Consider the following 25,398-nt stretch of genomic DNA (forward strand, 5'->3'; position numbering starts at 1 on the left):
TTCTCAGTCTTCACGTCATTTTTTATATCAATGACGAAGTTTATACAAAGTGTTCGACATTCTATCAGGCAATTACACTTATACCAATTGCCTTAATTTAATAGTATGAGGATATACCCTCTGTTAAAATAAATGGATTCACCGTGTTACAAAGGCAAGAAAATGAGAATAGATGATTCAGTATTAGTTTTTTCGACTGACCAAGGCCGTATTAAAGAAGCCCCACAAGAAAAAGAAATTCCACAAGGCGATGGCGTTGTACGTATTCGCCGCGAAACCAAAGGCCGTAAAGGCAAAGGTGTCATGACAATCAGCGGATTGTTGATGGACGAGACATCGCTAAAAGGATTAGCGAAGGAGTTAAAGAAACTTGTTGGTTGCGGTGGTGCAGTTAAAGATGGCATCATTGAAATTCAAGGAGATAAGCGCGATGTCATTAAGGCTTATTTAGAGAAAAAAGGTCACACCGTAAAACTGGCCGGTGGTTAACGCCAGTAATTGAGGATCATGTCATCAATGGATAGTTTGAGAAATCAGTTTTTAATTGCGATGCCAAATTTGGAAGATCCTTATTTTAATCGTAGTGTTATTTATTTAGTAAAGCATGACGAAGACGGTGCTATGGGGTTTATTATCAATCAACCTATTAGTCAGCTCAACGTTGAGCAATTATTAGAAAAAATGGAATTGCCAATTACAAACTTTGCATCAAATAATATTCATCAACAAGTGTTTAACGGCGGGCCTGTTAATCAAGAACGTGGGTTTGTGCTGCACTCACCACAAACTGGCTGGAAGAGCAGCGAAGCTTGCTCTGATGACATTACAATGACCACCTCTAAAGATATAATGTCAGCATTAGGCACTGGCGATGCACCAGAGCAATTTATTATTGCATTGGGATATGCGAGCTGGGAGCCAGGTCAGCTAGAACAAGAATTATTAGAGAATTCTTGGTTAACCAGCCCTTGTGATCCTGAGCATTTATTTTCTACCCCCATCGATCAACGCTGGCAACAAGCGACTCAACAATTAGGTTTTGACGTTTGGCAATTAACGCCACAAGCTGGTCATAGTTAAAGAGACTTTATGAGTTGTATTATCGCCTTCGATTTTGGCGTAAAAAGTATTGGTGTTGCTATTGGCCAACAAATTACTGGGACTGCTAGTCCGTTAAGCGCGGTTAAAGCGGTTGATGGTATTCCCAATTGGCAAGCCCTAGATGATGTATTTTCAGAATGGAAACCAACAGATATTGTCGTTGGCTATCCAACCAATATGGATGGCAGTGAGCAATTAATTACAGCACGCGCCAAAAAGTTTGGAAAGCGTCTTTATCATCGATTCAAAATACCTGTTCATGGACATGACGAACGTTTGACAACGGTTGAAGCTAAAGAGCGACTATTTGAATTAGGTGGCTTTAAAAAGCTCAATAAGGGAAAAATTGATAGTGTGTCAGCGGTATTAATTCTAGAGAGTTGGTTTGCCGCCCAACATGACGAATAAATTCGGTGAATAAGCGTTGCTTATTCACCGCTATAACGATTAATCCATATCTAACGTTACTTCACTGAGTAAGCCAGCATCGATATCTTTGCCTCCCTTGAGTTTGATCATGAGACGTAAGTCATTGGGTGAATCAGCATGGTGCAGCGCGTCGGCGTATCTTATTTCATTAAGCTGATATAGATTAAACAAGGCTTGGTCAAACGTTTGCATCCCAAGTTCATTTGATTTAGCCATGGTTTCTTTGAGCGAATGAAGCTCTCCCTTAGCAATCAAATCTGACACGCGCGATGAGTTAAGCATCACTTCAATCGCTGCACGTCGTCCCTTGCCATTTTTCACAGGCACAAGTTGCTGAGCAACAATTGCACGAAGATTTAACGATAAATCAAACAATAATTGTTGATGCTTTTCTTTCGGCACTAAATGCATAATTCGTTCGATAGCTTGGTTAGCATTATTAGCATGCAAAGTAGCCACACATAAATGCCCCGTTTCGGCAAAGGTTAGTGCATATTGCATGGTTTCTGGAGAACGAATCTCACCGAGTAATACCACATCAGGAGCTTGGCGAAGTGCTGACTTCAATCCCGCTTCAAACGACTCAGTATCAACGCCAACTTCCCGTTGATTAACAATACTACGGCGATGCTCATGCACAAATTCAATAGGATCTTCGACCGTTAAGATGTGTCCCTTGCTATGGCGATTTCGATGACCAATCATAGCGGCAAGTGATGTAGATTTACCGGTCCCCGTTGCCCCCACCATAATGACTAGGCCACGTTTACTCATAATCACATCTTTAAGTACAGCAGGTAATTGGAGGTCATCCATTTCAGGAATTTCTGTTTCAATACGACGAGCAACTAGCCCTGCCATATTACGTTGCCAGAATGCGCTCAAACGAAAACGTCCTACTCCATCAACGGCAATGGCGTAATTACACTCTTTAGTGGTTTCGAATTCTTGACGCTGCTTTGCATTCATTGTTCCCAAAACAATTTCTAACGCTTGCTCTTCACAAAGATCAATTTCTCCCAAAGGTAACATTGCACCATGGGCTTTAATGCTGGGTTTAGCATTCACAGTGATAAACAAATCAGAGCCATCTTGTTCAACCAAGGATTTTAAATACGGTAAAATTTTCATGCTAATTTCCTATAACGCTTGTTTACCAGAGCCTTTTAAAATGGCATCTTCACGCGATATATCACCGCTATTCATTAAATTACTTAATGATTGATCTAATGTTTGCATACCAAACGCCATACCAGTTTGAATAGCTGAATACATTTGCGCCACTTTAGCTTCACGAATCAAGTTACGTATCGCGGGGGTACCAACCATAATTTCATGAGCAGCAACACGACCACCGCCTATTTTCTTAACGAGCGTTTGCGAAATAACCGCCTGTAAAGACTCAGATAGCATGGTTCGCACCATGTCTTTTTCTGCCGCTGGAAATACATCAACTATACGGTCAATAGTTTTAGAGGCTGAGGTTGTATGAAGTGTGCCAAATACTAAGTGACCGGTTTCTGCCGCAGTAAGGGCTAAACGAATAGTCTCTAGATCGCGCATTTCGCCCACTAAAATTACATCAGGATCTTCACGTAGCGCGCTCTTTAATGCATTTTCAAAACCATGTGTATCACGATAAACTTCACGTTGGTTAATCAAACACTGTTTATTTTTATGAACAAATTCAATTGGATCTTCAATGGTGAGGATGTGTTCACGCTTAGATTCATTTATATAATCAACCATAGCCGCTAAGGTCGTTGATTTACCAGAACCCGTTGGCCCAGTCACTAGTACTAAACCACGTGGATTTTCTGAAATCTTTTTAAAGATGTGTGGTGCATTGATTTGCTCTAATGTTAAAACTTCACTTGGAATGGTACGGAAAACGGCACCGGCACCGCGATTTTGAAAAAATGCATTAACACGAAAACGCGCCATGTTAGGCACTTCAAACGAAAAGTCACACTCTAACTTTTCTTCGTAATCTTTACGTTGTTTGTCATCCATGATGTCATAAATCAGATTATGTACTTCTTTATGCTCTAAAGGTGGTACGTTTAGCTTTCGTACTTCACCGTCAACACGTATCATAGGCGGAACACCAGCAGAAAGATGTAAATCTGATGCGTCATGTTTAACACTAAACGCCAATAATTCGGTAATATCCATAAAAAACCTTCGATTTATAATTAGTTAATATTATGCCTAACATAACAGAACGATTAAATTCAGCAATTAACAGTATTCGTTTTTTTGAGAAAAAATCTCAACGTGTAGAAAATTCAGTCGAATTAATCGCTGTCAGTAAAACCAAACCCATAAGTGATATTGAACAAGCCATTACCGCTGGTCAGCGCCATTTTGGCGAAAACTATGTGCAAGAAGGCGTAGAGAAAGTCTTACATTTTGATGATTCAAGCTTAACATGGCACTTTATTGGCCCATTACAGTCAAACAAAACCCGTGTTGTCGCTGAAAACTTTGATTGGGTACATACAGTTGACCGCTTAAAGATTGCTAAACGGCTAAACGAGCAACGAGGCGTTTTTCAAAAACCATTGCAAATTCTAATACAGGTTAATATTAGCGATGAAGAGTCAAAATCTGGCGTACCTCCTGATGAAGTAATGGCACTTACGACTGAGCTTGCACAATTTGACCGATTAACCGTACGCGGAATAATGACGATTGGTGTAAAAACAGACGATGAGTCTGTTATCAATAAGCAATTTGATAAAATGCACCAGCTATTACAGCAACTGAAAAAAGAATTTGATACAGTAGATACCCTGTCAATGGGCATGAGCAGTGATATTGAGCAAGCGATAGGAAATGGCTCGACAATGGTGCGCATCGGTAGTGCAATCTTTGGCGCTCGCGCCCCTAAATAACGGTCCAAATTCAAGAGAGTAAATAAATGCAACAACAGAAAATTGCCTTTATTGGTGCAGGCAACATGACACGTAGTATTATCAGTGGACTTGTCGCAAAGCATTATCCAAGCGATTTAATCATAGCTGCCAACCCAACAACCACTAAGTTAGATAGTTTAGAGCAACAATGTGGTGTCAACACAACCATAAATAATAACGAAGCCATAGATTGGGCTGATATTGTGGTACTCGCTGTGAAACCACAGCTAATGGCATCTGTTTGCCAAGCGATAACGATTGATGTTTCTAACAAGCTTTTTGTTTCTTTAGCCGCAGGGATTAATATTGAGAGTTACTTTGGCTATTTAGGACAAAAAGTACCGCTGATTAGGGTAATGCCTAACACACCTTCATTGTTGGGTTTAGGCATGAGCGGCTTATATGCAAGTGATGATGTAAGTGACATTGATAAAGCAGTGATTACGCAATTAATGGCCAGTGTCGGTCAAACTCTGTGGGTTGAAAAAGAATCTCATATTGACTTAGTAACAGCGTGTAGCGGCAGCTCACCAGCTTATTTTTTCTTAATGATGGAATACATGCAACAGAGCGCTGTCAACATGGGGCTCACTGGCGAGGAAGCAAGACTGCTAATTCAGCAAGCAGCACTTGGCGCAGCGGAAATGGTTAGGCACAATGACCACCTTGAGCTATCTGAACTGCGCAAACAAGTGACATCAAAAGGCGGTACAACTCACGCCGCTATCGAAACATTTAAAGAACAAGGTTTTGATAACATGGTTGATAATGCCATGAAAAATGCAGTTAAACGTGCCGATGAAATGGCAAAAGAATTTTAATTTTAAATTACTAGGATAACCAGTTAATGAGTTCTTTCACTTTTTTAATAGATATTCTCTTTAATACCTATTTTATGATTGTTGTATTACGTGTGTGGTTGCAAATAGCCCGTGCCGATTACTACAACCCATTTAGTCAGTTTGTCGTTAAAGCAACAGATCCATTAGTGCGTCCTTTACGCAGAATTATTCCAGGTTTGTTTGGCATTGATATGGCAGGTGTTGTCTTAGCACTGATAGTTGGTTTCGCTAAGATGTCTGTCTTGATGTTAATGAGCAGCGGCATTCATCCAATCCCATTACTCATCTTCGGATTCTTATTTGCCATCAAAAAAACAGGATTACTTTTATTCTGGATTCTATTGATTCGTGCGATTATGAGCTGGATTAGCCAAGGTCGTCATCCTGTTGAACAAGTAATGGCTCAGATATCTGAACCTATTCTCCACCCTATTCGTCGACGCATGCCTGATTTAGGCGGCATCGATTTATCATTAATGATTGTGTCTATGGGCCTTATTTTTACTAACATGTTAATGGGCGATTTATTGGGCGGGATTTGGATTAACCTTTAACGGTTACCTTACACAGAGATAAATAATGTTTAATTTAAAACGAATTTTAGTGGCATTAGTCATGGGAACGATCGCTATTTCACATGCTAATGCCAGCGACGAAAAAGCATTTCAGACCGGTGGTCAATACGAGCAGTCAGGTCGGTATCAAATCCATTACATCGCGCTCCCAACGACATTATTGACGCCAAAAGTTGCCAGTACATACGGTATAAAACGCTCGAGTTATAATGGTTTTATTAATATTTCGATTCTAGATACCTTGCAAGATGGAAACCCTGCGGTGTCAGGTAAAGTGTCTGGCCAAGCGGTCAATTTAACAGGCAAACTTGTTGAATTAGAATTTAAAGAAATTAAAGAAAGCGATGCAATTTATTACATTGCCTCAATTCCTTTTCGCCACAAAGAGCAATTCACAATTCAAGTTCGCACAGTGAATAGCGAAGGTCTTAATAGCCTTGTGAAGTTCACCCAACAATTTTACGTAGACTAATTAGGTTGTAGTATGTCTCAAATCGTTTTAGCCACGGGAAACCAAGGCAAAGTAAAAGAATTAGCAGCAATGCTTGCCCCATTAAATTTAAATGTTGTAGCCCAAAGCGAATTCAATGTGCCAGATGTTCCAGAAACTGGCACTACCTTTGTTGAAAACGCCATCATCAAAGCGCGTCACGCAGCCAAAATTACAGGCAAGCCTGCCATTGCAGATGATTCAGGTCTTGAGGTTTCAGCACTTGGTGGCGCCCCTGGTATTTATTCAGCGCGATATAGTGGCGATAATGCAACTGATCAAACTAACATCGATAAATTACTCGTTGAAATGAAAGATGTTGATGACAATAGCCGACAAGCTCGTTTTGTATGTGTGCTGGTTTATATGGCGCACGAAAACGACCCAACACCGATCATTTGCCAAGGTTTTTGGAATGGACACATTACAAAGACTCAAGAAGGCCGCGCAGGTTTTGGTTATGATCCGGTGTTTTATGTGCCATCTCTTGATTGCACAAGCGCGCAATTAGACAAAGCTGACAAGAATAAAATAAGCCATCGCGCCAAAGCGCTTAGCGCATTAGTTCCCCTGCTTGCGCAGCAAAAATAATGACCATAGATACACTAAAGCTACCACCACTGAGTTTGTATATTCATATTCCGTGGTGCGTTCAAAAATGTCCATATTGTGACTTTAATTCTCATGCGCTTAAAAACGAAATCCCTCATCAGGCTTATGTTGATGCGCTGCTTGAAGATTTGAGTGAAGAGCTAGAGAATGTTCACGGTCGGCAATTGCAATCAGTGTTCATCGGTGGCGGTACGCCAAGTTTGCTAGAACCTTTGCAAATGAAACGGTTACTTGATGGCGTAAAATCAATGATTGATTGTGTTGATGATATTGAAATAACCATGGAAGCTAACCCCGGCACCGTAGAAGCGGGTCGTTTTAAGCAGTTTCAAGATGCAGGGGTCAATCGGATCTCAATCGGTGTTCAGTCATTCCAAAAAGATAAGCTAACTATTTTAGGACGTATCCATGATAGTGATGAGGCGATCGCTGCTGCGAAGCAAGCCAACGATTTATCATTGCGTTCGTACAATATCGATTTAATGCACTCGTTACCAAAACAGAATGTCGGCGATGCCTTGGCTGATTTGAAGCAAGCAATCACCCTATCGCCACCGCATTTGTCATGGTATCAATTAACCATTGAGCCAAATACTCAGTTTCATTCAAAGCCGCCAACAATTCCAGGCGATGAAGTGCTTGCTGATATTTTTGATGCTGGACGCCAAACATTGCTCGATGCGGGCTATGTTCAATATGAAATATCTGCATTTTCCAAACCTGGTTATCAATGCCATCACAATCTAAACTATTGGCGTTTTGGCGATTACATTGGAATTGGCTGTGGCGCACACGGAAAAATAACCGATGTATTAAATAATCAGGTATTGCGTTCAAGTAAAGTAAAACACCCTAAAGGGTATCTCGATAAGGATAATGCGTATTCTTTTGAACGTTGGGCTGTCGATAAAGAAGATATCGCCCTTGAGTATTTCATGAATAGGTTTCGTCTCGTTGAAGCTTGTCCTAGAGAAGAGTTTTCACAGTTCACGGGATTAAGTGAACAAACGATTGCCACGCCGATGCAGCGTGCAATTAACAAAGGGTTAATAGATCAGACGGCGACACACTGGCATGTGACTCCACTTGGCCAGCGTTTTTTAAATGAACTTCTCAATCTATTTATGGAATAACGAAAAAATTGCTGACAACAATCATATTGAGAGGATAGGTTTGGGTATTTTATCTTTATGACTAATTTAGTAGACTGAGTGTCTTGAATCGTAACCGTCATCAACTTTAACGGATAACCTGATGAATAATAAAATAATATCATTAGGCGCAGGTGCGCTTGTATTGGGCGGTTGTAGCCTTAATTTTACACCAACTGAGGCTGATAAAGAACAATTAGCACAGCAACTTAATCCCGCCCAACAAGTTAATATTGCGGCCTCTCCCGCTGTGACAGCATCGCAACTGGCACAAGTTGCAGCGCAATCAGCCGTTGCAAATCAGCTCTTTGATGATATTTATAAAGAAAACTTAATGGCAAGTCCAATGCGTCAGACCTACATGGGCATCAAACAAGATTACGATAAATGGGATGACATTAGTGACACTGCAGCTCAACAGGATCATTTAAAAGATATTGAAGATCTAAATCGTCTAAAAGAAATAAATCCCCTCTTATTAGATGAACAAACAAAATTAAGTTTTCAACTTTTTGAAAACAAATTGCAAGACTCAATTAATGACCATCAATGGCGCTTTCACAGTTATCCAGTGAACCAAATGCGTGGGCTCCATAGTCAAGCTGTTAGTATGCTTATCAATGCCCACAAAATTAGTAACAGCTCTGATGCTCAAGCGTATATAAAACGTTTACATGGCTTAAAGCCTTTGATGAAGCAGTTAACGCAGAATTTACGAGATCGTGAAGAGCGTGGAATAATGGCGCCACATTTTGTTTATGAGTACGTAATTAATGACTCAATGAATGTTCTTAACGGCAAACCATTTAACAATAAAGGTGTGAGCCCGTTGTTTGCTGACTTCTCACGTAAAGTCGACAAATTGCCATTATCAAACAACGAAAAAGAGACACTAAAATATCAAGCACGTGATGCACTGCTTGGCGATGTAAAATCTGGATATAGTACACTCATTAGCTATTTACGAGAGCAACAAGCTAGAGCTAGCTATGATGATGGTGTATGGAAGCTTCCTGATGGCGACACGTTTTATAAAAGAGCCCTTGAGAATACAACGACAACTTCATTAACCGCCAAGGAAATTCACAGCATTGGATTGAGTGAAGTTAATCGAATCCATGACGAAATGCGCCAAATCATGGACAAAGTAAAGTTTAAAGGTAATTTAAATGAATTCTTTGAATTTATGCGCACTGATAAACAATTCTATTACCCAAATACAAATGAAGGGCGTCAGGCTTACCTAACGAAGGCGACATCATACATTGACCAAATGAAGTTGCGCCTTGATGAGCTTTTTGTCGTTCAACCTAAAGCAGACTTAGTGGTGAAAGCAGTAGAGGCCTTTAGAGAAAAATCAGCGGGAAAAGCCTTTTATAATCGTCCTTCCCCAGATGGCACACGCCCGGGTCGTTATTACGCTAATTTGTATGACATGAATAACATGCCAAAATATCAAATGGAGGCGTTAGCCTTCCATGAGGGGCTACCTGGTCATCATATGCAGATATCATTGGGAATGGAGTTAACAGGCATTCCTGAGTTTCGTAAATACGGTCACTATACCGCCTATTCTGAAGGCTGGGGTTTGTACACCGAATTGTTGCCAAAAGAAATTGGTTTCTATCAAGATCCTTATTCTGACTTTGGCCGACTAGCAATGGAACTATGGCGTGCATGTCGTCTTGTTGTTGATACAGGCATTCACCAAATGCGCTGGACTAGAGAACAAGCTATCGCTTATTTGGTACAGAATACGCCAAACCCTAAGGGTGATGTTATAAAGGCTATTGAACGCTATATTGTCATGCCATCACAAGCTACTGCTTATAAGATAGGTATGATCAAGATAGTCGAATTACGTCAAAAAGCTAAAAACACGCTAGGCGACAAATTCTCCATTAGAGAATTTCATCATGCAATTTTACGTAATGGTCCAGTGCCGCTTGATGTATTAGAACAACAGGTTGATAATTATATAAATAACGCGTTGTAGTATTGATATAGTTAGAGAAAGGCTACTACATCATAGCCTTTTTCTTCTTCTCAACATCCACAGTCAGCTGCATTACTGCACCAAGCTGTGGAATATCCTCCATTAACACCTCTTCAAATGTCTGCAAAGGTGCATATTTGCTAGTTGCTTTGTAATAAACACGCCAGTGCCGAGTACGTTGACATTGTTCAACTTTGTCATCAATACATTTTTTATCAACCAATTTGAGGATCTGTTGAATTTTGTCGACTTTGTACCATGCCGTCGACGAAGTGGCATGCAGCACACTAATTGGCATCATAATTAGCGCCAGTGCACATATTTTATATTTAGTTGAATCAATCATCATTAGTCAGCCTGTTTGTAAACTTTATCTAGTTTGTTACAAATATCGTTGTGTCACAAGGTACTTATATCGTCTATCAATTCTTTCCATTTATTAGTTAAAAACAATTGTGTTTCTAGCCTAAATTCTAAGACGATCTTGATATCAAAATAAACCATTGATTTAATTGCAATTATGTTAAGAGTTCGTTGTTAAATAACATAGATTAAGTTTGTTGTTTTTTCATCATTGTTACCGATTGACTTTCGACTACTAATCATTAGACTTCTCGCTAGCCAAAAATGACCAATAATAATATAAAGTAGTACTTTTTAACTATTAAATCCTATGATTTTACGATTGCCTCGATATCTGTTTGTTGTATTTATGTTACTAACGAGTTATCAAACCAACGGTTTTGATGAGCTAACATCTGTTACTTTACAATTAGATACACAACATCAATTTAGCCATGCTGGGTATTATGTCGCTATTGATCAGGGGTATTACAAAAAACATGGATTAGCAGTTACGATTAAGGAAGGTACTGAAGAAAACTTTTCACCGTTAACATCTCTCTTTCTAAACACAGCTCAATTCGCTATTGCGGGATCATCGCTCGTTTCACACCTAGAACAATCCCCCCAATTTCGCGTGTTAGCAACAATAGAGCAATTTTCGCCGTGGGTACTATTAACTAATCCAAATATCACCATAGAGTCATTGAAAAATCAGTCGATCGCCATCTCCCATCAGGCCATAGAAATTCATACTATGCTAAAAGCCGCAGGGTTAAATAAAAGTGATTACCGTACTATCGAAAGTGACGATATAGCCTTATTCAATAATAATGATGTCTCAGCTATCGCTGTAAAAACAACTCAATTACCCCACATCACAGCGAAGTTTACTAAGCCCTATGAACTCATTAATTCTCGCTCACTTGGATTGAATTTTTATGGTGCCAATATCATTTCAACACAAGCCTATTTATCACTACATACTACCCAAGCAGAACAATTTAAGACTGCGACTTTACAGGGCTGGCAATACGCATTAAAAAATCCACAATATACTGCCGAACTGATAAAAACCAGTTACAACGATACACTTTCAATTAATTCATTACTTGTTGAGCTTCGGCAGCTAACCTATTTAATGCAGCCAAATTTGATAGAAATAGGCGCTTCATCTGCGATGCGCTGGCAAAAAATTGTCGCGAGTATGGGATTGTCAAACAGTGCAATTAATTCTGATAAAATCGTGTTTGAACCGCCTCAAACTGGCTACATTTTATCGCACCCTGCGGTGTGGTTTTTCGTTTGTGTGTTAGTGGTTTTTGTATTCATTCCCGTTATTGTTTTATGGCATTCAAAGCGCCATGCAACAAAAGAAATGCGTTTGATGAATAGTATTTTGAAAACGCAACAACAAGCTTCCATTGACGGTATTTTAACGTTTAATGCACAAGGGAAGTTAGTGTCAGCAAATAATCAACTAAAGCAATTGTGGGGCCTCAACGATACTCAACTTGTCGATATTGATAACTGGCATGTGCTTTATGCGATGACTAAAAAAGTCTCAAATGCAAAAGAATTTCTCACATCTGTTAGAGCGCATAATGCTGATAACAATATGCAGAGTTTTTCTGAAATCCATATGCGAGATGGACGGACTTTCGAACGCTTTTCAGCCCCTCTTTTTGACGAACATAAAACATTTGTTGGGCGTTTCTGGAGCTTTAGAGACATCACGCAACGCAAACTTGCTGAAGAGAATATTTGGCTTCAAGCCAACTTTGACAGCTTAACAGATCTCCCTAACCGCTTAATGTTTAAAGAACGACTAATATTTGAAGTCAAAAAGACCGCTCGCAGTGGTAAAAAGGTCGCTTTGCTCTTTTTAGATCTGGATCGTTTCAAAGAAATTAATGATTCAATGGGACATGATGTGGGCGATAAGCTATTAATCGAAGTAGCGACTCGTCTTAAAAAGTGTGTTCGGGATATCGATATGGTTGCTCGACTTGGTGGTGATGAGTTTACAATTATTTTGAGTGATCTAGAAGATATAACCGTCATTGATAGGATTGCCCATAGCATACTAGCTGCATTAGCCACGCCTTTCTTATTAAGTGGTCAGCCACATTACATCAGCACAAGTATTGGTGTGACTTTTAGTCCAAACGACGGTGTTGACGACGTTCAATTATTAAAAAATGCAGATCAAGCGATGTATCATGCCAAAGAGCAGGGTCGTAATAACGTTCAGTATTTTACGCAAGAACTGCAATCAAACGCGACAAAGCGACTGGCTCTATCAAATGATTTAAGACAAGCAATTGAACGCCAGCAGCTCTATTTAGAGTATCAACCTATCGTTTGCCTAGAATCGAAAAAAATAATGAAGGCAGAAGCCCTACTTCGATGGAATCATCCTGAATTAGGCATAGTGCCGCCAAATGAGTTTATTGAACTTGCCGAAGAATCAGGGCTCATCAACATCATCGGTGAATGGGTTTTTGAACAAGCGGCTAAACAAGTCAAAATTCTGCAACGTATCGAGCCTGAATTTTCGATTTCGGTCAATACTTCTCCGGTTCAATATCACAGTAATACCATCGATCCAAAAGCATGGTGTCGTCAATTATCAAAGCTTGAACTTAGAGATAAATCGATCATTATCGAGCTGACTGAAACCCTGCTTATTGAATCCAATAATGACTCTGTTGAAACTCTCAAAGACTTTAGAGCCTGCGGTATGCCAATTGCTCTTGATGATTTTGGTACCGGATATTCATCAATGTCGTATTTGAATAAATTTGATATCGATTATTTAAAAATAGATCGAAGCTTCGTGTCGAACCTGAGTCCTAAATCCAAAGAAAATGCGCTGTGTAAGGCAATTGTTACCATGGCTGATAGTTTAGGCATGAAAATAATTGCTGAAGGGATAGAAACAGCGGAGCAACAACAATTACTTTATGAAATGGGCTGTAGTTTTGGTCAGGGGTATTATTTATCTAAACCTGTTAGAGCCTCAGCACTCGTTCATAAATTGACTGAGAAAAATTCTACCTGCATTGCTTAGTGCTTTTCTAAAAACGGATTGGCGTGTTTAGGGTTATTGATAAATTCACTATCTGTCAGCGCCTCCAAAAATGCCACTAAATCGGTCTTTTGCTGAGCATCTAGTTCAAACCCTTTTACAAACTGGCTTTTAAAAGGATTTTCTCGTCCGTCTCCAACAAATTCACCAGTTTTAATATGACGCCCACCAGCGGCATAAAAATCAACGACTTCAGATAATGTTGCAATACTACCATCATGCATATAAGGCGCCGTTAGTTCGACATTACGCAATGTCGGCGTCCTAAAGCGTCCAACGTCCTGTGGTTTTGCTGTTGCTTCGAAAAGCCCAGTATCTAGCTTTGGATAACTATATTCACCAGCGAGATTATAAAGCCCCGTATTGTGAAATGCTCGTAAATCTAATTGCTGTTTTTCATGTGTTGTTGATTGCGTAAAATTAAATCCACCATGACAATGATGGCACTCTAGCTTTTCAGAGAAAAACATATTCATGCCTCGTAACTGAGACTCACTGAGGGCATCATCTATCATTTGATAGGCATATTGGTCAAATGGGCTATCTAATGACACTAAACTGCGAGTAAAGCTTGCTAGCGCTTTTACAATGCGATCAAAATTAATCTCATCGTCACCAAACGCATTCAAAAATAGCGCTTTATATCGCGTATTACTCAATCGTTCAAGAATTTCGTCCTCATGGCTACCTACCCCCATTTCAATCGGCTGTTCACCAAACAGTGGCAACAATATTTGACGTTCTAACGTAACAATCTCGTCATTTGCCCACGTTAAAGAATGATTAAACGCAACGTTGACAAGTGCTTGAGCGTTACGACGATGAATTTGTCCTGTAGAGCCGACAGAGGTTGTCAATGGTTCTGAAAAAGCGCGACTTTGCAGATGACAGCTTGCACAGGATTGACTGCCATTGGCAGATAATTGAGTGTCGTAGAATAAGAATCGACCTAATTCAACTTTTTCAGTCGACATAGGATTATCAGCAGGAACAAATGGTTTTGGGAAACCTTGTGGAAAGTCCCAATTATATTTATTTTCATTATCTGTAGGAGCTTTATCACACCCGAAAATCAACACTATCGCGAATATTATCGTTAAGAATTTCTTAATCACCAACGCCTCAAAATCAACAGTAAATTGTTTGCAAATTAAACACTTGATAAAAACACACAACACCTTAAAGTATTTAACATATATTTTACAAGGAGTTGACGATGATTAATAGTGCCTTCAGAGACCTTTTTTGTCAGGTTGTTTAACCCTAAAAATGGAGCAACAATCAGTTCCCCTACCTATTTAACTGTCCATATTGAAGGCCAGAGTGTACCAGGACTCATTGGATTTGATTCATCAGACTTAATTATTGCAGAAAATGAATCTGATTTTTCGATAGATGTATATAGAACAGCCGGAAAAGATGGCGAAGTTAGTGTTGACTACTCAATCATTCCTGCCACTATAAATGAAGATTTAGAAAATATATCCGGTACGTTAACATGGGCAGACGGAGATACTGATAAAAAGACAATTATTATTCCATTAATAAATGATGATGACTTTGAAAGTGATGAAGCGTTTAAAATTTCACTATCTGCGATCTCAAATGCCAAATTAGCATCTAATTATACAATCAACATCGTTATTAAGGATGATGAAAATAACAAGCCACCGACAATCACAATAGCTGAAATTTTGAAGTAGCCGCAACTCAAACTGCCAGATTAACAAGTACTGCGATAGACCCAGAAGGGGATAGCATTACTTATTTATGGACTCAAATTTCAGGTGACCTTGTATATTTAAGAAAGCCCAATCAAGAGAATATAACCTTCATCGCTCCAAAATCGGCAGGAACCTTAGTGTGAAACTGAGCGCTACTGACTTACGTGGTGCCTCATCAGAAAAAACAGTTACCATCACCGTCAAGGAGCCGATAATAGAAGTTTCAACGCCAGTTACGGCATCTGGTGTGCAAAACCTAATTTCTTTATTTTTTCTGATGGTATTAAGTTTGCGAATTAAACGAATACAACTCTATCACTGATAGTAAACAGGTAACCTGATGTTTTTTAGATTTCCCATCAAGACATTACAACTTTTTTGATGGGGCATTGAAAGGCAACGAGATTCAGATGTCAGCTCAATATGAGATAATATTCTCGAAATATCGATAACTATATTTTTGTTGAGCTTAAAGTCTAAAATTTCTATATTAATATTGTTTGGCTCTCTACATTCAGCTTTTGGGGCTCGCATAACACTAGGAGATTTGCAGCCCACAGCACCAATGTGATAAGCCCAACCTGCTTTATCGCTTTTTAGATCTAAACGCAGTGATTTATAGCCTTGCTGCCACGTCCAAAACATATTGGCATTGTCAAAAATGTTCTGCGCCTGCAGAGGGTTCTGATGATTTAATTCAAACGGTACAGCAATTGAGAATGCTAATTTTTCGCCATCAATTAATTCATCTTGATTTAGCGTTAATTGCCAATTGTTTTCGGTGTTATCACTACAATGCTGACCTACTAATGCAACGTTATCATGTTGCCATTTAGTATCTGGTAAAGTGATATCACGCCATTCTCCGTTCAATTGAACTTTTATCTGAGAAAGATAAAACCAAAATTGAGACAATTCCATCCCCTGCACTGCTGGTTGCCCGCAGTTTATTTTATTATCTTGAAACTGAAGAGAGAAGACTACGGAGTCATTATCAACACTTTTATTACAACCAAACAAAGCCAGTCCGGCAGCACAAATAAAAACGCTATATGCAAATTTTTTTATTATTTTTTTCACAGCCTTAATTAAATCCATTTCAAATTTACAAACTTGATAAAATACCATATTAAAGTAAGGTAGTGACAAATAAATTTACAAGGCTGTTACATATGACTTCTTTAGTGAAAATTCTGGTGATGTTTACCGCTCTATTTCTCATGTCGACAATTTCTTTCAGTAGCCATGCACATGCAGAGAAAGATAAAGCGCGATATGTGTCTCCTGATGGTATTGATGAAGGATTGTGTGATAACCCCCTTCGTCCTTGTAAAACGATGCTCTATGGCATATCTAGAGCGGCAAAAGGTGACAAGTTACGTCTTGCAGCGGGTGACTATCATCTCGAGTCTTTAGAAGAAATATTGGCGCTTAAAGGCGCCTTAGTACCAGTTTTAGGTGGTTACAATCGATTTGATCACTATAGCAATCAAAGCCCTTCAACAAATATCACTCGGTTATTCGGTGTACCTAATGATATGACGACATTGGTTCGTCAAAAAGGTTTTACGGTGATGAGTGATGGCAAAGCAAAGTTTTCAAAGCAACGTATCAGCGAAGCGAATAAGCAGTATTTAGCAGCAAATCAGAGTCATTCTTCAGCCAAGTGTGTCGATGGCAGTGCAGCTGGTTTTTCTTGTAATAATATCGATCTTGTTGCTCACGTTGCATTAGCGGACTTTGGTTTTAAACCCAGCGCAGGTAACGATATTTGGGGCCATGTTGATCTCAATACTAATAAAGAATATGCCATTATGGGAATCATTAATGGTGTTGCCGTATTTGACTTATCTAACCCAGAATCACCAAGAGAAGTGGGCGCTATTTCAGGTCAAAATTCTAGCTGGCGCGATGTAAAAGTTTATCAATACTTCGATAAACAGCAAGGTATCTGGCAAGCCTATGCATATGCCACTATCGATAGCAGCAGCGACTTCGTCACCATTATCGATTTGAATCAATTACCCAATAGCATTTCTTTAGTAACCAAGGACACCGCAGTTTCAACATCGCACAATGTTTATATTAGCAATGTTGATTATACAACCAATACAGCGTTGAAGGGTGCCGCACCATCTCTGCAACTTGTCGGCTCTAAAGGGTCAAAAATTAGTTCGGAATCATTTCTTAGTTATTCGTTAAACGATCCGAAAAAATTAACTCCACTAGCCGTTGGGGCTAATGGTACAAATGGCTACACTCACGATGGCACATCATTAAGAATTGATGATGAACGAAAATCAACTGACTGTATTTCACAAGATAAAACTTGTGAAGTGTTCATCGATTTTAATGAAAACGAAGTAATGATCTGGGATACAACAACTCCGGGTAGTGAAAAGAAGCTCAGTGAATTTAGCTACAACGATGTCCCCTCTTCTTCTCAATACGTTCATTCAGGATGGTGGAGTGAAGACAAACGTTTTATTTTTGTTCACGATGAGTTCGATGAATATCGCGGTGGGTTAAACACCACCTTAAGAGTTTATGACATAACCTCATTGACCAACCCAGCGCTTGCAGGTGTGTGGAAAGGTGATACCAAAGCAATCGATCATAATGGATTCGTTCGCGGAAACCGTTATTACATGTCAAATTATCGCCGTGGCCTTACTATTTTAGATATTACCAACCCAGCAGCGCCGCAAGAAGTTGGTTTTTTCGATACGTTCTCAGCAAGTGACTCGAATGGTTTTGATGGTGCATGGGGCGTATATCCGTTTTTACCATCGGGACTAATCTTAGTTAGTGACATTAATGGTGGCCTATTCATAATGCGAGACAACACGCGAAACGTGTCTCAAGGAACCCTGTCATTTACGCTAGATGCTATTCTTACAGCGCCTAATACGCCAGTTAATATCGAGATAACGCGACAAACAGGAAGCTCAGATAGTGTAAGTGTCGGTTGGGAAATATTGCCAGGAAGTGCAACTCCAGAACAAGATTACACTGATAATTCAGGTATTATCACCTGGGAAGATGGCAATAGCGATAATAAAACCATCACAATTAACATCAATGACAATATTGATATTAATGAATCCAAAGAACAGTTTTTCGTACGTTTATTTAACCCACAAAATGGCGCAACGTTGTCATCTCCTCATTATATGACAGTTAGTATTGACGGTAAGAAAATTCCAGGTGCTATTGGTTTTGAGCAAAATGCAATTGCACTCAACGAACAAAGCGGCGAAACAACCATTGAGGTATTTCGTAATGGCGGTTCAGATGGCGAATTAAGCGTTACTTACACCACGTCTCCTACCTCAGCGACTAGCGATGAAGATTTTCAATCGTTAGATGGTACATTAACATGGCAAGATGGTGATAACTCACCTAAAACACTCTCATTAAATATTCTTAATGACGATAATAGCGAGAGTGACGAAAGTTTTAATCTAACGCTACTTGCAATTGGCGACACTCAATTAGCTGAGAATTCTGTACTTGCGATTACCATTAGAGATGAAGATACGAATACAGCCCCAGAAATCACAATCAAAGAGAACTTTGAAGTCAACACAAGCCAAACGGCACAATTAACGAGTTCAGCAACAGATGCTGAAAGTGACGAGTTAACCTACCTGTGGACTCAAACCAGTGGTCCTAACGTATCCATAAACAACAGCACGTTAATGAACGCTAGTTTTGTTGCACCGATACAAGCTGCGACGTTAGAATTTAAGGTCTCAGTGTCTGATGTACGAGGGGCAGTAAGTGAAAAAACTGTAACTGTATCAGTGAAAGCGACCATTCAGCCAGAGCCTCCTAAGTCATCATCAGGGGGGCAGATCGGAATTTTACTACTGATATTCTTATCTGTTGTAGGATATAGAAAGACAGTAAACCGTTAACCAAAAAAATGCCGCTAATTCAAATTTAGCGGCATTTTTACAACAATACATCCATTAAATTGATTGTGACTTCAATAAATCAAACGCCGCTATTTCAGGGATCTCTTTCTGCATTTTAGTTTCAAGTGCATCCAGTTTTTTCATTTGTCCACACATCGCTTCAGCGCTCTTCTCTAATGCTTCGCCACGTGCTTCCATCGATTCACCAAAAGCTTCCATTTTTTGTTCGAAATCTGCCATGCCACCCTCTCCATTTAGCATCATTTTCCCAATGAGTACCATCATATGACCAGCAGATTCTTTCATCAATGTTTCAACTTCAGCCTCGATTTCTCGACCTAGGTCTTCACCACCATTAGCAACTTTATCTTTAGGCAGATAATACTCGCCAGCTTCTTCATCCATTAGCGGCGTAATACGATCTTCAAATTTGGCGACAATGGTTTGTACTTTATCTTGCAGTTGAGTCTCATCACCAAATAACTCTGTAAATACTTGTTCTACAGCAGCCTTAGCCATATCTAGACCTTGAGTCACTAAATGTGCAACCTGTGGTGCTAATTCCTGCATTAAGTCGCGATACTCATCAACAATGGCTTGTTGTTCACTATTTAAATGAATACGTTTACCCTGAGCATATAAGCGAGAGTCGTCAGTAATGCGATAAAGTGATTTGTCCCCATCAAGAATTTGCACGTACGCAGGCGTGACTTTAATACTTTGATTAATATTGATATCACACGAATTATGACGTCCATGAGAATCATGGGCGAAAGCAGAAGTTGATAATAATGCGGTAAGTGCCAGTGCTATTTTAGTTTTCATCGTCTTTCCTTATGTATCTAATGTCTTATCGTTAATTAACTAGCTATTTGCAACGGTTAGGCCAATAAAACAACATATTTAAAAACAACAACTTAAGTAACTACCGTCAAATTTAGAATAAAAAAAATGGCTAATCCAACTAAGAGTTAGTGGGATTAGCCATTTTAGATTTTGATGAGATATTTAAACGACTTAATTCGTTAAATATTAATTAACCCCACCAAAGATCGAATAGTTCTGTCACTTCAACATTCTCAAGAGAATGACCTTCCAGATAGGCTTTAACGGCACTACGTTGTTCATCGGTACACTGACCAATTTTTTGCGTACAAACAATACCTTCCCACTCAAGATCGCCGCCACCAGCAAAACCAAGGCCATTAACTTCAATGACTTCATTAATTAGGCCATCAATAACCGAATCAATTTTCGTGTCATCAGTACCTTGAGGAAAGTGCCAGCTAACTTCAAAGCCTAGCTCTTTAAATTCATCAACACGTAATTTCTTGCGAATTCGGCGATTACGTTTTGCGTTATCTTTCATGGTTTTTCCCTTTATAAATAAGTAGGTATTAATTGCAGTAAAAACTGCCGTCTAATGTAGACTAAATCGAAACAATTAGCTAATGCGCTTATACATCAAATCCCAAACACCATGACCTAAACGGTGACCACGTGCTTCAAATTTTGTTAATGGTCTATGCTCTGGTCGCTCGATGTAATCGCCATTTGTCGCTATATTTTCATATCCTGGCGCAACACCTAACACTTCAACCATATGTTCCGCGTAATTTTCCCAGTCAGTTGCTAAATGAAAGATCCCATCAATAGCTAAACTTTGGCGCACATTTTCACAAAACTCTGGTTGTACAATACGACGCTTATGATGGCGCGCTTTATGCCAAGGATCTGCAAAAAACAGCTGCATACAGGACAAGCTTGCTTTTGGAAAACAATCAGCCAATACTTCAATTGCGTCATGACAATAGACACGTAAATTAGTAACACCTTGTTCACCGGCTTCCATCAAACAAGCACCGACGCCGGGCGTATGAACTTCAATACCAATGAAGTTTTTGTCAGGGGATGCTTTAGCCATTTCTACTAAAGATTTGCCCATTCCAAAGCCAATTTCAGCAACAACAGGATTGTCGTTTCCAAACACTTGCTCAAAGTTAAGCATGCCATCTTTATGATCAAGTCCCATCGCAGGCCAATGATCTTCTAATGCCGTTTCTTGTCCTTTGGTCAATCGACCTTCACGTTTTACAAAGCTTTTTACGGTTCTAATATATACACCATCTTTCTTTTTCTGTTCAATGATGTCTGTAGTATCTTCTTTAGTCATGGTTGCTAGTCCTAGGAATGTTTGGGGACGTTATGCGGCGGCATTTTATACACTGCACTAAGTGAGTCAATTAAATTGTGAAACTTTCTAGTAAATTTGCCTACCGTCTAGATAATTTTTTAGTTAAACAACTAGCAATCTAATTTAAGGAAAGTACACTGGCGCAACGATTAAATGTAAGCAAGTTTATATGACACAACTATCTAACTTACAGCAAGCCAATTCAAGTGAACACTTTTCTCGTCGAATTATTGATTGGTACCATGAATTTGGACGTAAGACGCTGCCATGGCAAATTGACAAAACGCCTTATCGCGTTTGGGTATCAGAGGTCATGCTACAACAAACGCAAGTTGCCACCGTTATTCCTTATTATCAGCGTTTTATGGAAAGCTTTCCGACCATTATCGATTTAGCCAATGCACCAATTGATGAAGTACTTCACCATTGGACTGGGCTAGGCTATTACGCGCGCGCTCGTAATCTTCATAAAACAGCGCAAATGGTACGTGACGATTACCAAGGGAAGTTTCCGACAACGATAGAAGAAGTTAATGCGCTGCCTGGTATTGGACGTTCTACCGCAGGTGCAGTACTTTCTTTGGCATTAGGTCAGCCTCATTCAATATTAGATGGCAACGTAAAGCGTGTTTTAACACGCCACTTTGCTATTGAAGGTTGGTATGGTGTTAGCAAAGTTGAAAAAAAATTATGGCAATTAACTGACGAGTTAACGCCTCAAGATGGTACAACTTTTTACAATCAAGCTATGATGGATTTAGGGGCTTCTCATTGCAGCCGTTCAAAAGCCAATTGCGATTTATGCCCAGTTCAGTCAACGTGCATAGCTTACGAAACCAATCGCGTAAAAGAGTTCCCGCACTCAAAGCCCAAGAAAACAACACCGGTAAAAACAACACTTATGTTGCTTATTGAACATAACCAGCAAGTTCATCTCGCAAAGCGCCCCGATAGTGGTATTTGGGGAGGCTTGTATTGCTTTCCGGAATTTAAAGATAAATATACGATGAATTCATGGCTCGATAACCAAGGTATTGGCGGCGTATTGAAAAAACTAGCCCCTCTACGTCATACCTTTAGTCATTATCATTTAGATATTACGCCATATCATTTATCATTAGCACAACCGTTAGCTTCATTAGTTACGGAGCCACAACAATCAATTTGGTACGACTTAGCAACCCCACAGCAAGTCGGCCTAGCAGCAGTCACTCAGTCGCTGCTAAAGCAATTATAATAGGAGACTCTTATGGCTCGTACAGTATTTTGTACTTATTTAGAAAAAGACGCACCAGGATTAGATTTTCAAACACTTCCTGGAGAATTAGGTAAAAAGGTTTTTGAAAACATTTCAAAAGAAGCGTGGGGACAATGGATGTCTAAGCAAACGATGCTGATTAATGAAAAAAAGTTAAATTTAATGGCTCCTGAAGATCGTGCTTTATTAGAAAAAACGATGACTGACTTTCTTTTTGAAGGAAAGGAAGTTCAGATAGATGGTTACACACCAAAGCAAAAATAGCGTTATTTATCTATTTTTCAAACAAAGCGAACAACAATCAAGCAAGCGGCTTTTAAATCGCATTTAATTTTAAAATAGTTGTTGACTTAAACCCTCAAAATCTATTTAATAGCGGCCGTTGCTTAGATAGCTTTCTTCAAAAAAGCAATCTAGATTTATAAGATGCCTCGATAGCTCAGTCGGTAGAGCAGCGGATTGAAAATCCGCGTGTCCCTGGTTCGATTCCGGGTCGAGGCACCATTTAAATAGTTCCAAGTAACATTAGTTTAGGCGTGCCGACATAGCTCAGTTGGTAGAGCAACTGACTTGTAATCAGTAGGTCCCGAGTTCGACTCTTGGTGTCGGCACCATTAAACTAAACCAATTTATTATTATGTAATGAATTGAAACCTTAAAATTAGAAGATTAATTTTAAGCGCGTCTCTTGATGCCTCGATAGCTCAGTCGGTAGAGCAGCGGATTGAAAATCCGCGTGTCCCTGGTTCGATTCCGGGTCGAGGCACCATTTAAAACATTTCTTAGTTTTTTATTACAGCCTTTTATTCATCTGCCCTAATAATTATCTTAACGTGTTTTAATATCTAATTTAGCGTATTGCACCAAATTAATAACCTTAAAATTATTATCTAGTTTTAAGTGTGCATCCTAGATGCCTCGATAGCTCAGTCGGTAGAGCAGCGGATTGAAAATCCGCGTGTCCCTGGTTCGATTCCGGGTCGAGGCACCATCCCTTTTCTAATACCCATAACTTTTATTAATTGACTGCTTAAACTAGTCAAAACCATCGATTACTGCGTTGCTCTCAATCCCAATAACTAGCAGATATCCTTTTAAAAATTCATCCTGAACTAGAATTTATTCGCTAATATTCAAGCATAAAAAAACGGTATCACCATTTAGCAATACCGTTTTTGACCCTCAAAAAATAAACTAGCTGCAGTTATCGACATTCCAATCATTTAGGTATCTCGACACTGGTGCCATCTTAATCATCAATTCCTTATCATCACTGTTAATCGCCCTTTCAACACTCTTGAGTGCTTGTTCAAACGTGTCGTCTTTGAAGTATCGTGAATTACCTTTAAGCTTGTTAAGTAATTTCTCATCATTAAATTCATAATTAGCCAATGAATAAAAATCATCAGCGTGTTTATCAAGTTTTGATATTTGAGAATTAATTTCATTGCATAACTTAGTGTTTGCTTGGACTGGCAAAACAATGCTCGTAAAAGCAATAGCAAGAGAGGTGAAGGTTAATTTGTTCATTGAAATTTACTCATCATTCCATGTTTATATCAACTAAAAGTACACTATCGTAAAAAATACATACGTAATCTTTTATAATTACATGTTATCAACTGTAATTAGTACCCAGCAATTCGACATACAGCTAACTGTCATATCGAATTCATCAATTATAAATAAAAATGTCATAAAAGGCTTTAATTTCGGGGAAAATACGTAATATGAGGGTCTGACAGGCTGTATTTAATACCAATCTATTAGTTTTTATCCAAAGAGCTGCATGAGCATTACACTCGAATCAGCTTTTTTTATGAATGAATACCAATTCGCAAAGCCAAAATCTAATTATCTAATGGTATTCTAACTTTAAATGCTGAACCGTATCAGACGTCAGCTACAGCCATCAGTAGTAAATGGGACGACTTGTTGCACCGAATTAGCGTTTGATGATGCAAAGAATCCTGTCAATCCAATGACAAGTAATAGTCGCATCATCATGCCCACAACCTTAAATACCGTGGCGAGCTTCAATCATTTTCGCGCGGATATCTTTAACAGCTTGCTCTAAGCCAACAATAGAAGCGCGTGCAATAATTGAATGACCAATATTCAGTTCATATATTTCAGGGATTGCAGCAATTGGCGCAACATTATGATAATGCAAGCCGTGGCCAGCATTGACTACAATGCCTTTACTGTGGGCATATTCAGCCATATCTTGAATGCGTTTAAGCTCTTTTTCCTGCTCAAAACTATTTTCAGCGTCAGCATAACAGCCCGTATGAAGCTCAATATAAGGTGCCCCAACGGTAACAGCGGCATCAATTTGCGCTTTATCAGCATCGATAAATAACGACACTTTGATCCCAGCACCTTTAAGCTGTGCAACCGCTTCAAGCATGGTATCTAACTGCCCCGCAACATCTAACCCACCTTCGGTTGTTAGCTCTTCGCGCTTTTCTGGCACTAAACAAACATATTCCGGCTTCACGTTACAAGCAATAGACAGCATCTCTTGAGTGACTGCGATTTCTAAATTCATACGAGTTTGCAGCGTTTGGGCCAGCGTATAAACATCGCGATCTTGAATATGACGGCGATCTTCACGTAAATGTATAGTAATGCCATCAGCACCAGCTAACTCCGCAACACTTGCGGCGTGAACAGGATCTGGATAAGTCGTGCCACGCGCCTGACGTAGTGTCGCGATATGGTCGATATTAACGCCAAGATAGATTGGATTCAT

At 39.4% G+C, this 25,398-nt stretch carries 27 protein-coding genes and 4 tRNA genes; 21 read left to right on the forward strand and 10 right to left on the reverse strand.

Going from position 1 to position 25,398, the window contains the following annotated elements; genetic code table 11:
• Nucleotides 1-162 precede the first annotated feature (162 nt).
• The 3 genes from yciH to ruvX are packed head-to-tail and all read left to right on the forward strand — an operon-like array spanning nucleotide 163 to nucleotide 1,509.
• Entirely contained in the window at nucleotides 163-489 is a 327-nt protein-coding gene (gene yciH, locus ACMAZF_RS15220) for a stress response translation initiation inhibitor YciH (protein ID WP_435274613.1), read from the forward strand.
• A gap of 27 nt (nucleotides 490-516) precedes the next feature.
• Nucleotides 517-1,080, forward strand: coding sequence for a YqgE/AlgH family protein (locus tag ACMAZF_RS15225; RefSeq protein ID WP_435277261.1), 564 nt, complete (start codon nucleotides 517-519; stop codon nucleotides 1,078-1,080).
• A 9-nt stretch (nucleotides 1,081-1,089) separates the two neighbouring features.
• Entirely contained in the window at nucleotides 1,090-1,509 is a 420-nt protein-coding gene (gene ruvX, locus ACMAZF_RS15230; RefSeq protein ID WP_435274614.1) for a Holliday junction resolvase RuvX, read from the forward strand.
• Between the two features lie 39 nt (nucleotides 1,510-1,548).
• Here ruvX and ACMAZF_RS15235 read toward each other — a convergent pair whose 3' ends face one another.
• Entirely contained in the window at nucleotides 1,549-2,661 is a 1,113-nt protein-coding gene (locus ACMAZF_RS15235; protein ID WP_435274615.1) for a PilT/PilU family type 4a pilus ATPase, read from the reverse strand.
• 9 nt (nucleotides 2,662-2,670) lie between these two features.
• A complete protein-coding gene (locus ACMAZF_RS15240) occupies nucleotides 2,671-3,705 on the reverse strand; it encodes a type IV pilus twitching motility protein PilT (protein WP_435274616.1) in 1,035 nt (344 codons plus the stop codon).
• A 32-nt stretch (nucleotides 3,706-3,737) separates the two neighbouring features.
• Between ACMAZF_RS15240 and ACMAZF_RS15245 the strand changes: the two genes are divergently transcribed.
• The 7 genes from ACMAZF_RS15245 to ACMAZF_RS15275 all read left to right on the forward strand — a co-directional run bounded on the left by ACMAZF_RS15245 (nucleotide 3,738) and on the right by ACMAZF_RS15275 (nucleotide 10,114).
• A complete protein-coding gene (locus tag ACMAZF_RS15245; protein ID WP_435274617.1) occupies nucleotides 3,738-4,427 on the forward strand; it encodes a YggS family pyridoxal phosphate-dependent enzyme in 690 nt (229 codons plus the stop codon).
• Between the two features lie 26 nt (nucleotides 4,428-4,453).
• On the forward strand, nucleotides 4,454-5,269 hold the full coding sequence (gene proC, locus ACMAZF_RS15250; protein ID WP_435274618.1) for a pyrroline-5-carboxylate reductase: 816 nt from the start codon (nucleotides 4,454-4,456) through the stop codon (nucleotides 5,267-5,269).
• Nucleotides 5,270-5,295: 26 nt separating this feature from the next.
• Nucleotides 5,296-5,844, forward strand: a complete 549-nt coding sequence (locus ACMAZF_RS15255) for a YggT family protein (RefSeq protein ID WP_435274619.1) — start codon at nucleotides 5,296-5,298, stop codon at nucleotides 5,842-5,844.
• Between the two features lie 25 nt (nucleotides 5,845-5,869).
• Nucleotides 5,870-6,337 (forward strand): DUF4426 domain-containing protein, encoded by a 468-nt coding sequence (locus ACMAZF_RS15260; RefSeq protein WP_435274620.1) that lies wholly within the window; start codon nucleotides 5,870-5,872, stop codon nucleotides 6,335-6,337.
• 12 nt (nucleotides 6,338-6,349) lie between these two features.
• The gene (locus ACMAZF_RS15265) at nucleotides 6,350-6,946 is read left to right on the forward strand and encodes an XTP/dITP diphosphatase (RefSeq protein WP_435274621.1); all 597 of its coding nucleotides are present in this window, start codon (nucleotides 6,350-6,352) and stop codon (nucleotides 6,944-6,946) included.
• Nucleotides 6,946-8,100 carry a radical SAM family heme chaperone HemW gene (hemW, locus tag ACMAZF_RS15270; RefSeq protein ID WP_435274622.1) on the forward strand — a complete coding sequence of 385 codons (1,155 nt, stop codon included), beginning with the start codon at nucleotides 6,946-6,948 and terminating at the stop codon, nucleotides 8,098-8,100. Before ACMAZF_RS15265 ends, hemW begins: the two co-directional genes overlap by 1 nt.
• A 121-nt stretch (nucleotides 8,101-8,221) precedes the next feature.
• A complete protein-coding gene (locus tag ACMAZF_RS15275) occupies nucleotides 8,222-10,114 on the forward strand; it encodes a DUF885 domain-containing protein (RefSeq protein WP_435274623.1) in 1,893 nt (630 codons plus the stop codon).
• 25 nt (nucleotides 10,115-10,139) lie between these two features.
• Here ACMAZF_RS15275 and ACMAZF_RS15280 read toward each other — a convergent pair whose 3' ends face one another.
• Complete coding sequence (locus tag ACMAZF_RS15280) at nucleotides 10,140-10,463, reverse strand: hypothetical protein (protein WP_435274624.1); 324 nt, start codon at nucleotides 10,461-10,463, stop codon at nucleotides 10,140-10,142.
• A 363-nt stretch (nucleotides 10,464-10,826) separates the two neighbouring features.
• Between ACMAZF_RS15280 and ACMAZF_RS15285 the strand changes: the two genes are divergently transcribed.
• Complete coding sequence (locus ACMAZF_RS15285) at nucleotides 10,827-13,529, forward strand: EAL domain-containing protein (protein ID WP_435274625.1); 2,703 nt, start codon at nucleotides 10,827-10,829, stop codon at nucleotides 13,527-13,529.
• On the opposite strand, the gene ACMAZF_RS15290 is transcribed toward ACMAZF_RS15285, so the two are convergent.
• Nucleotides 13,526-14,662, reverse strand: a complete 1,137-nt coding sequence (locus ACMAZF_RS15290; RefSeq protein ID WP_435274626.1) for an MbnH family di-heme enzyme — start codon at nucleotides 14,660-14,662, stop codon at nucleotides 13,526-13,528. The two genes, ACMAZF_RS15285 and ACMAZF_RS15290, sit on opposite strands and share 4 nt — an antisense overlap.
• Nucleotides 14,663-14,773: 111 nt before the next feature.
• On the opposite strand from ACMAZF_RS15290, the gene ACMAZF_RS15295 reads away from it, so the two are divergent.
• Genes ACMAZF_RS15295 through ACMAZF_RS15305 form a run of 3 tightly spaced genes read left to right on the forward strand, consistent with a single transcriptional unit; the run spans nucleotide 14,774 to nucleotide 15,593 of the window.
• A complete protein-coding gene (locus tag ACMAZF_RS15295) occupies nucleotides 14,774-15,250 on the forward strand; it encodes a Calx-beta domain-containing protein (protein ID WP_435274627.1) in 477 nt (158 codons plus the stop codon).
• Nucleotides 15,251-15,285: 35 nt separating this feature from the next.
• Nucleotides 15,286-15,414: a hypothetical protein gene (locus ACMAZF_RS15300; RefSeq protein WP_435277262.1), complete on the forward strand. Its 129-nt coding sequence runs from the start codon at nucleotides 15,286-15,288 to the stop codon at nucleotides 15,412-15,414.
• A complete protein-coding gene (locus tag ACMAZF_RS15305; protein ID WP_435274628.1) occupies nucleotides 15,411-15,593 on the forward strand; it encodes a hypothetical protein in 183 nt (60 codons plus the stop codon). Before ACMAZF_RS15300 ends, ACMAZF_RS15305 begins: the two co-directional genes overlap by 4 nt.
• Here ACMAZF_RS15305 and ACMAZF_RS15310 read toward each other — a convergent pair.
• The gene (locus ACMAZF_RS15310) at nucleotides 15,587-16,399 is read right to left on the reverse strand and encodes an MbnP family copper-binding protein (protein ID WP_435274629.1); all 813 of its coding nucleotides are present in this window, start codon (nucleotides 16,397-16,399) and stop codon (nucleotides 15,587-15,589) included. The two genes, ACMAZF_RS15305 and ACMAZF_RS15310, sit on opposite strands and share 7 nt — an antisense overlap.
• A gap of 44 nt (nucleotides 16,400-16,443) precedes the next feature.
• Here ACMAZF_RS15310 and ACMAZF_RS15315 point away from each other — a divergent pair, with 44 nt between their 5' ends.
• On the forward strand, nucleotides 16,444-19,191 hold the full coding sequence (locus tag ACMAZF_RS15315; RefSeq protein WP_435274630.1) for a choice-of-anchor B family protein: 2,748 nt from the start codon (nucleotides 16,444-16,446) through the stop codon (nucleotides 19,189-19,191).
• A gap of 54 nt (nucleotides 19,192-19,245) precedes the next feature.
• Here ACMAZF_RS15315 and ACMAZF_RS15320 read toward each other — a convergent pair whose 3' ends face one another.
• From ACMAZF_RS15320 to trmB, 3 genes are all read right to left on the reverse strand, one after another.
• Nucleotides 19,246-20,016, reverse strand: coding sequence for a DUF2884 family protein (locus ACMAZF_RS15320; protein WP_435274631.1), 771 nt, complete (start codon nucleotides 20,014-20,016; stop codon nucleotides 19,246-19,248).
• Between the two features lie 211 nt (nucleotides 20,017-20,227).
• Entirely contained in the window at nucleotides 20,228-20,560 is a 333-nt protein-coding gene (locus ACMAZF_RS15325; protein ID WP_435274632.1) for a YggL family protein, read from the reverse strand.
• A 75-nt stretch (nucleotides 20,561-20,635) separates the two neighbouring features.
• The gene (trmB, locus tag ACMAZF_RS15330) at nucleotides 20,636-21,364 is read right to left on the reverse strand and encodes a tRNA (guanosine(46)-N7)-methyltransferase TrmB (RefSeq protein ID WP_435274633.1); all 729 of its coding nucleotides are present in this window, start codon (nucleotides 21,362-21,364) and stop codon (nucleotides 20,636-20,638) included.
• A gap of 190 nt (nucleotides 21,365-21,554) precedes the next feature.
• Here trmB and mutY point away from each other — a divergent pair, with 190 nt between their 5' ends.
• From mutY to ACMAZF_RS15360, 6 genes are all read left to right on the forward strand, one after another.
• Nucleotides 21,555-22,622 carry an A/G-specific adenine glycosylase gene (gene mutY / locus ACMAZF_RS15335; protein ID WP_435274634.1) on the forward strand — a complete coding sequence of 356 codons (1,068 nt, stop codon included), beginning with the start codon at nucleotides 21,555-21,557 and terminating at the stop codon, nucleotides 22,620-22,622.
• Nucleotides 22,623-22,634: 12 nt separating this feature from the next.
• Nucleotides 22,635-22,907, forward strand: a complete 273-nt coding sequence (locus ACMAZF_RS15340; protein ID WP_435274635.1) for an oxidative damage protection protein — start codon at nucleotides 22,635-22,637, stop codon at nucleotides 22,905-22,907.
• 164 nt (nucleotides 22,908-23,071) lie between these two features.
• Nucleotides 23,072-23,147 (forward strand) — tRNA-Phe (locus ACMAZF_RS15345).
• Nucleotides 23,148-23,181: 34 nt separating this feature from the next.
• Nucleotides 23,182-23,257, forward strand: a tRNA-Thr gene (locus ACMAZF_RS15350).
• 79 nt (nucleotides 23,258-23,336) lie between these two features.
• Nucleotides 23,337-23,412: transfer RNA gene (locus ACMAZF_RS15355), tRNA-Phe, on the forward strand.
• A gap of 146 nt (nucleotides 23,413-23,558) precedes the next feature.
• Nucleotides 23,559-23,634, forward strand: a tRNA-Phe gene (locus ACMAZF_RS15360).
• A gap of 203 nt (nucleotides 23,635-23,837) precedes the next feature.
• Here the strand turns inward: ACMAZF_RS15360 and ACMAZF_RS15365 are convergent.
• Both ACMAZF_RS15365 and pdxJ read right to left on the reverse strand, forming a co-directional pair.
• Entirely contained in the window at nucleotides 23,838-24,173 is a 336-nt protein-coding gene (locus ACMAZF_RS15365) for a hypothetical protein (RefSeq protein ID WP_435274636.1), read from the reverse strand.
• Nucleotides 24,174-24,660: 487 nt separating this feature from the next.
• Nucleotides 24,661-25,398 (reverse strand): pyridoxine 5'-phosphate synthase, encoded by a 738-nt coding sequence (gene pdxJ, locus ACMAZF_RS15370; RefSeq protein WP_435274637.1) that lies wholly within the window; start codon nucleotides 25,396-25,398, stop codon nucleotides 24,661-24,663.

Origin of the sequence: Psychrobium sp. nBUS_13, assembly GCF_051201665.1 — a bacterium.
Lineage (GTDB): Bacteria > Pseudomonadota > Gammaproteobacteria > Enterobacterales > Psychrobiaceae > Psychrobium.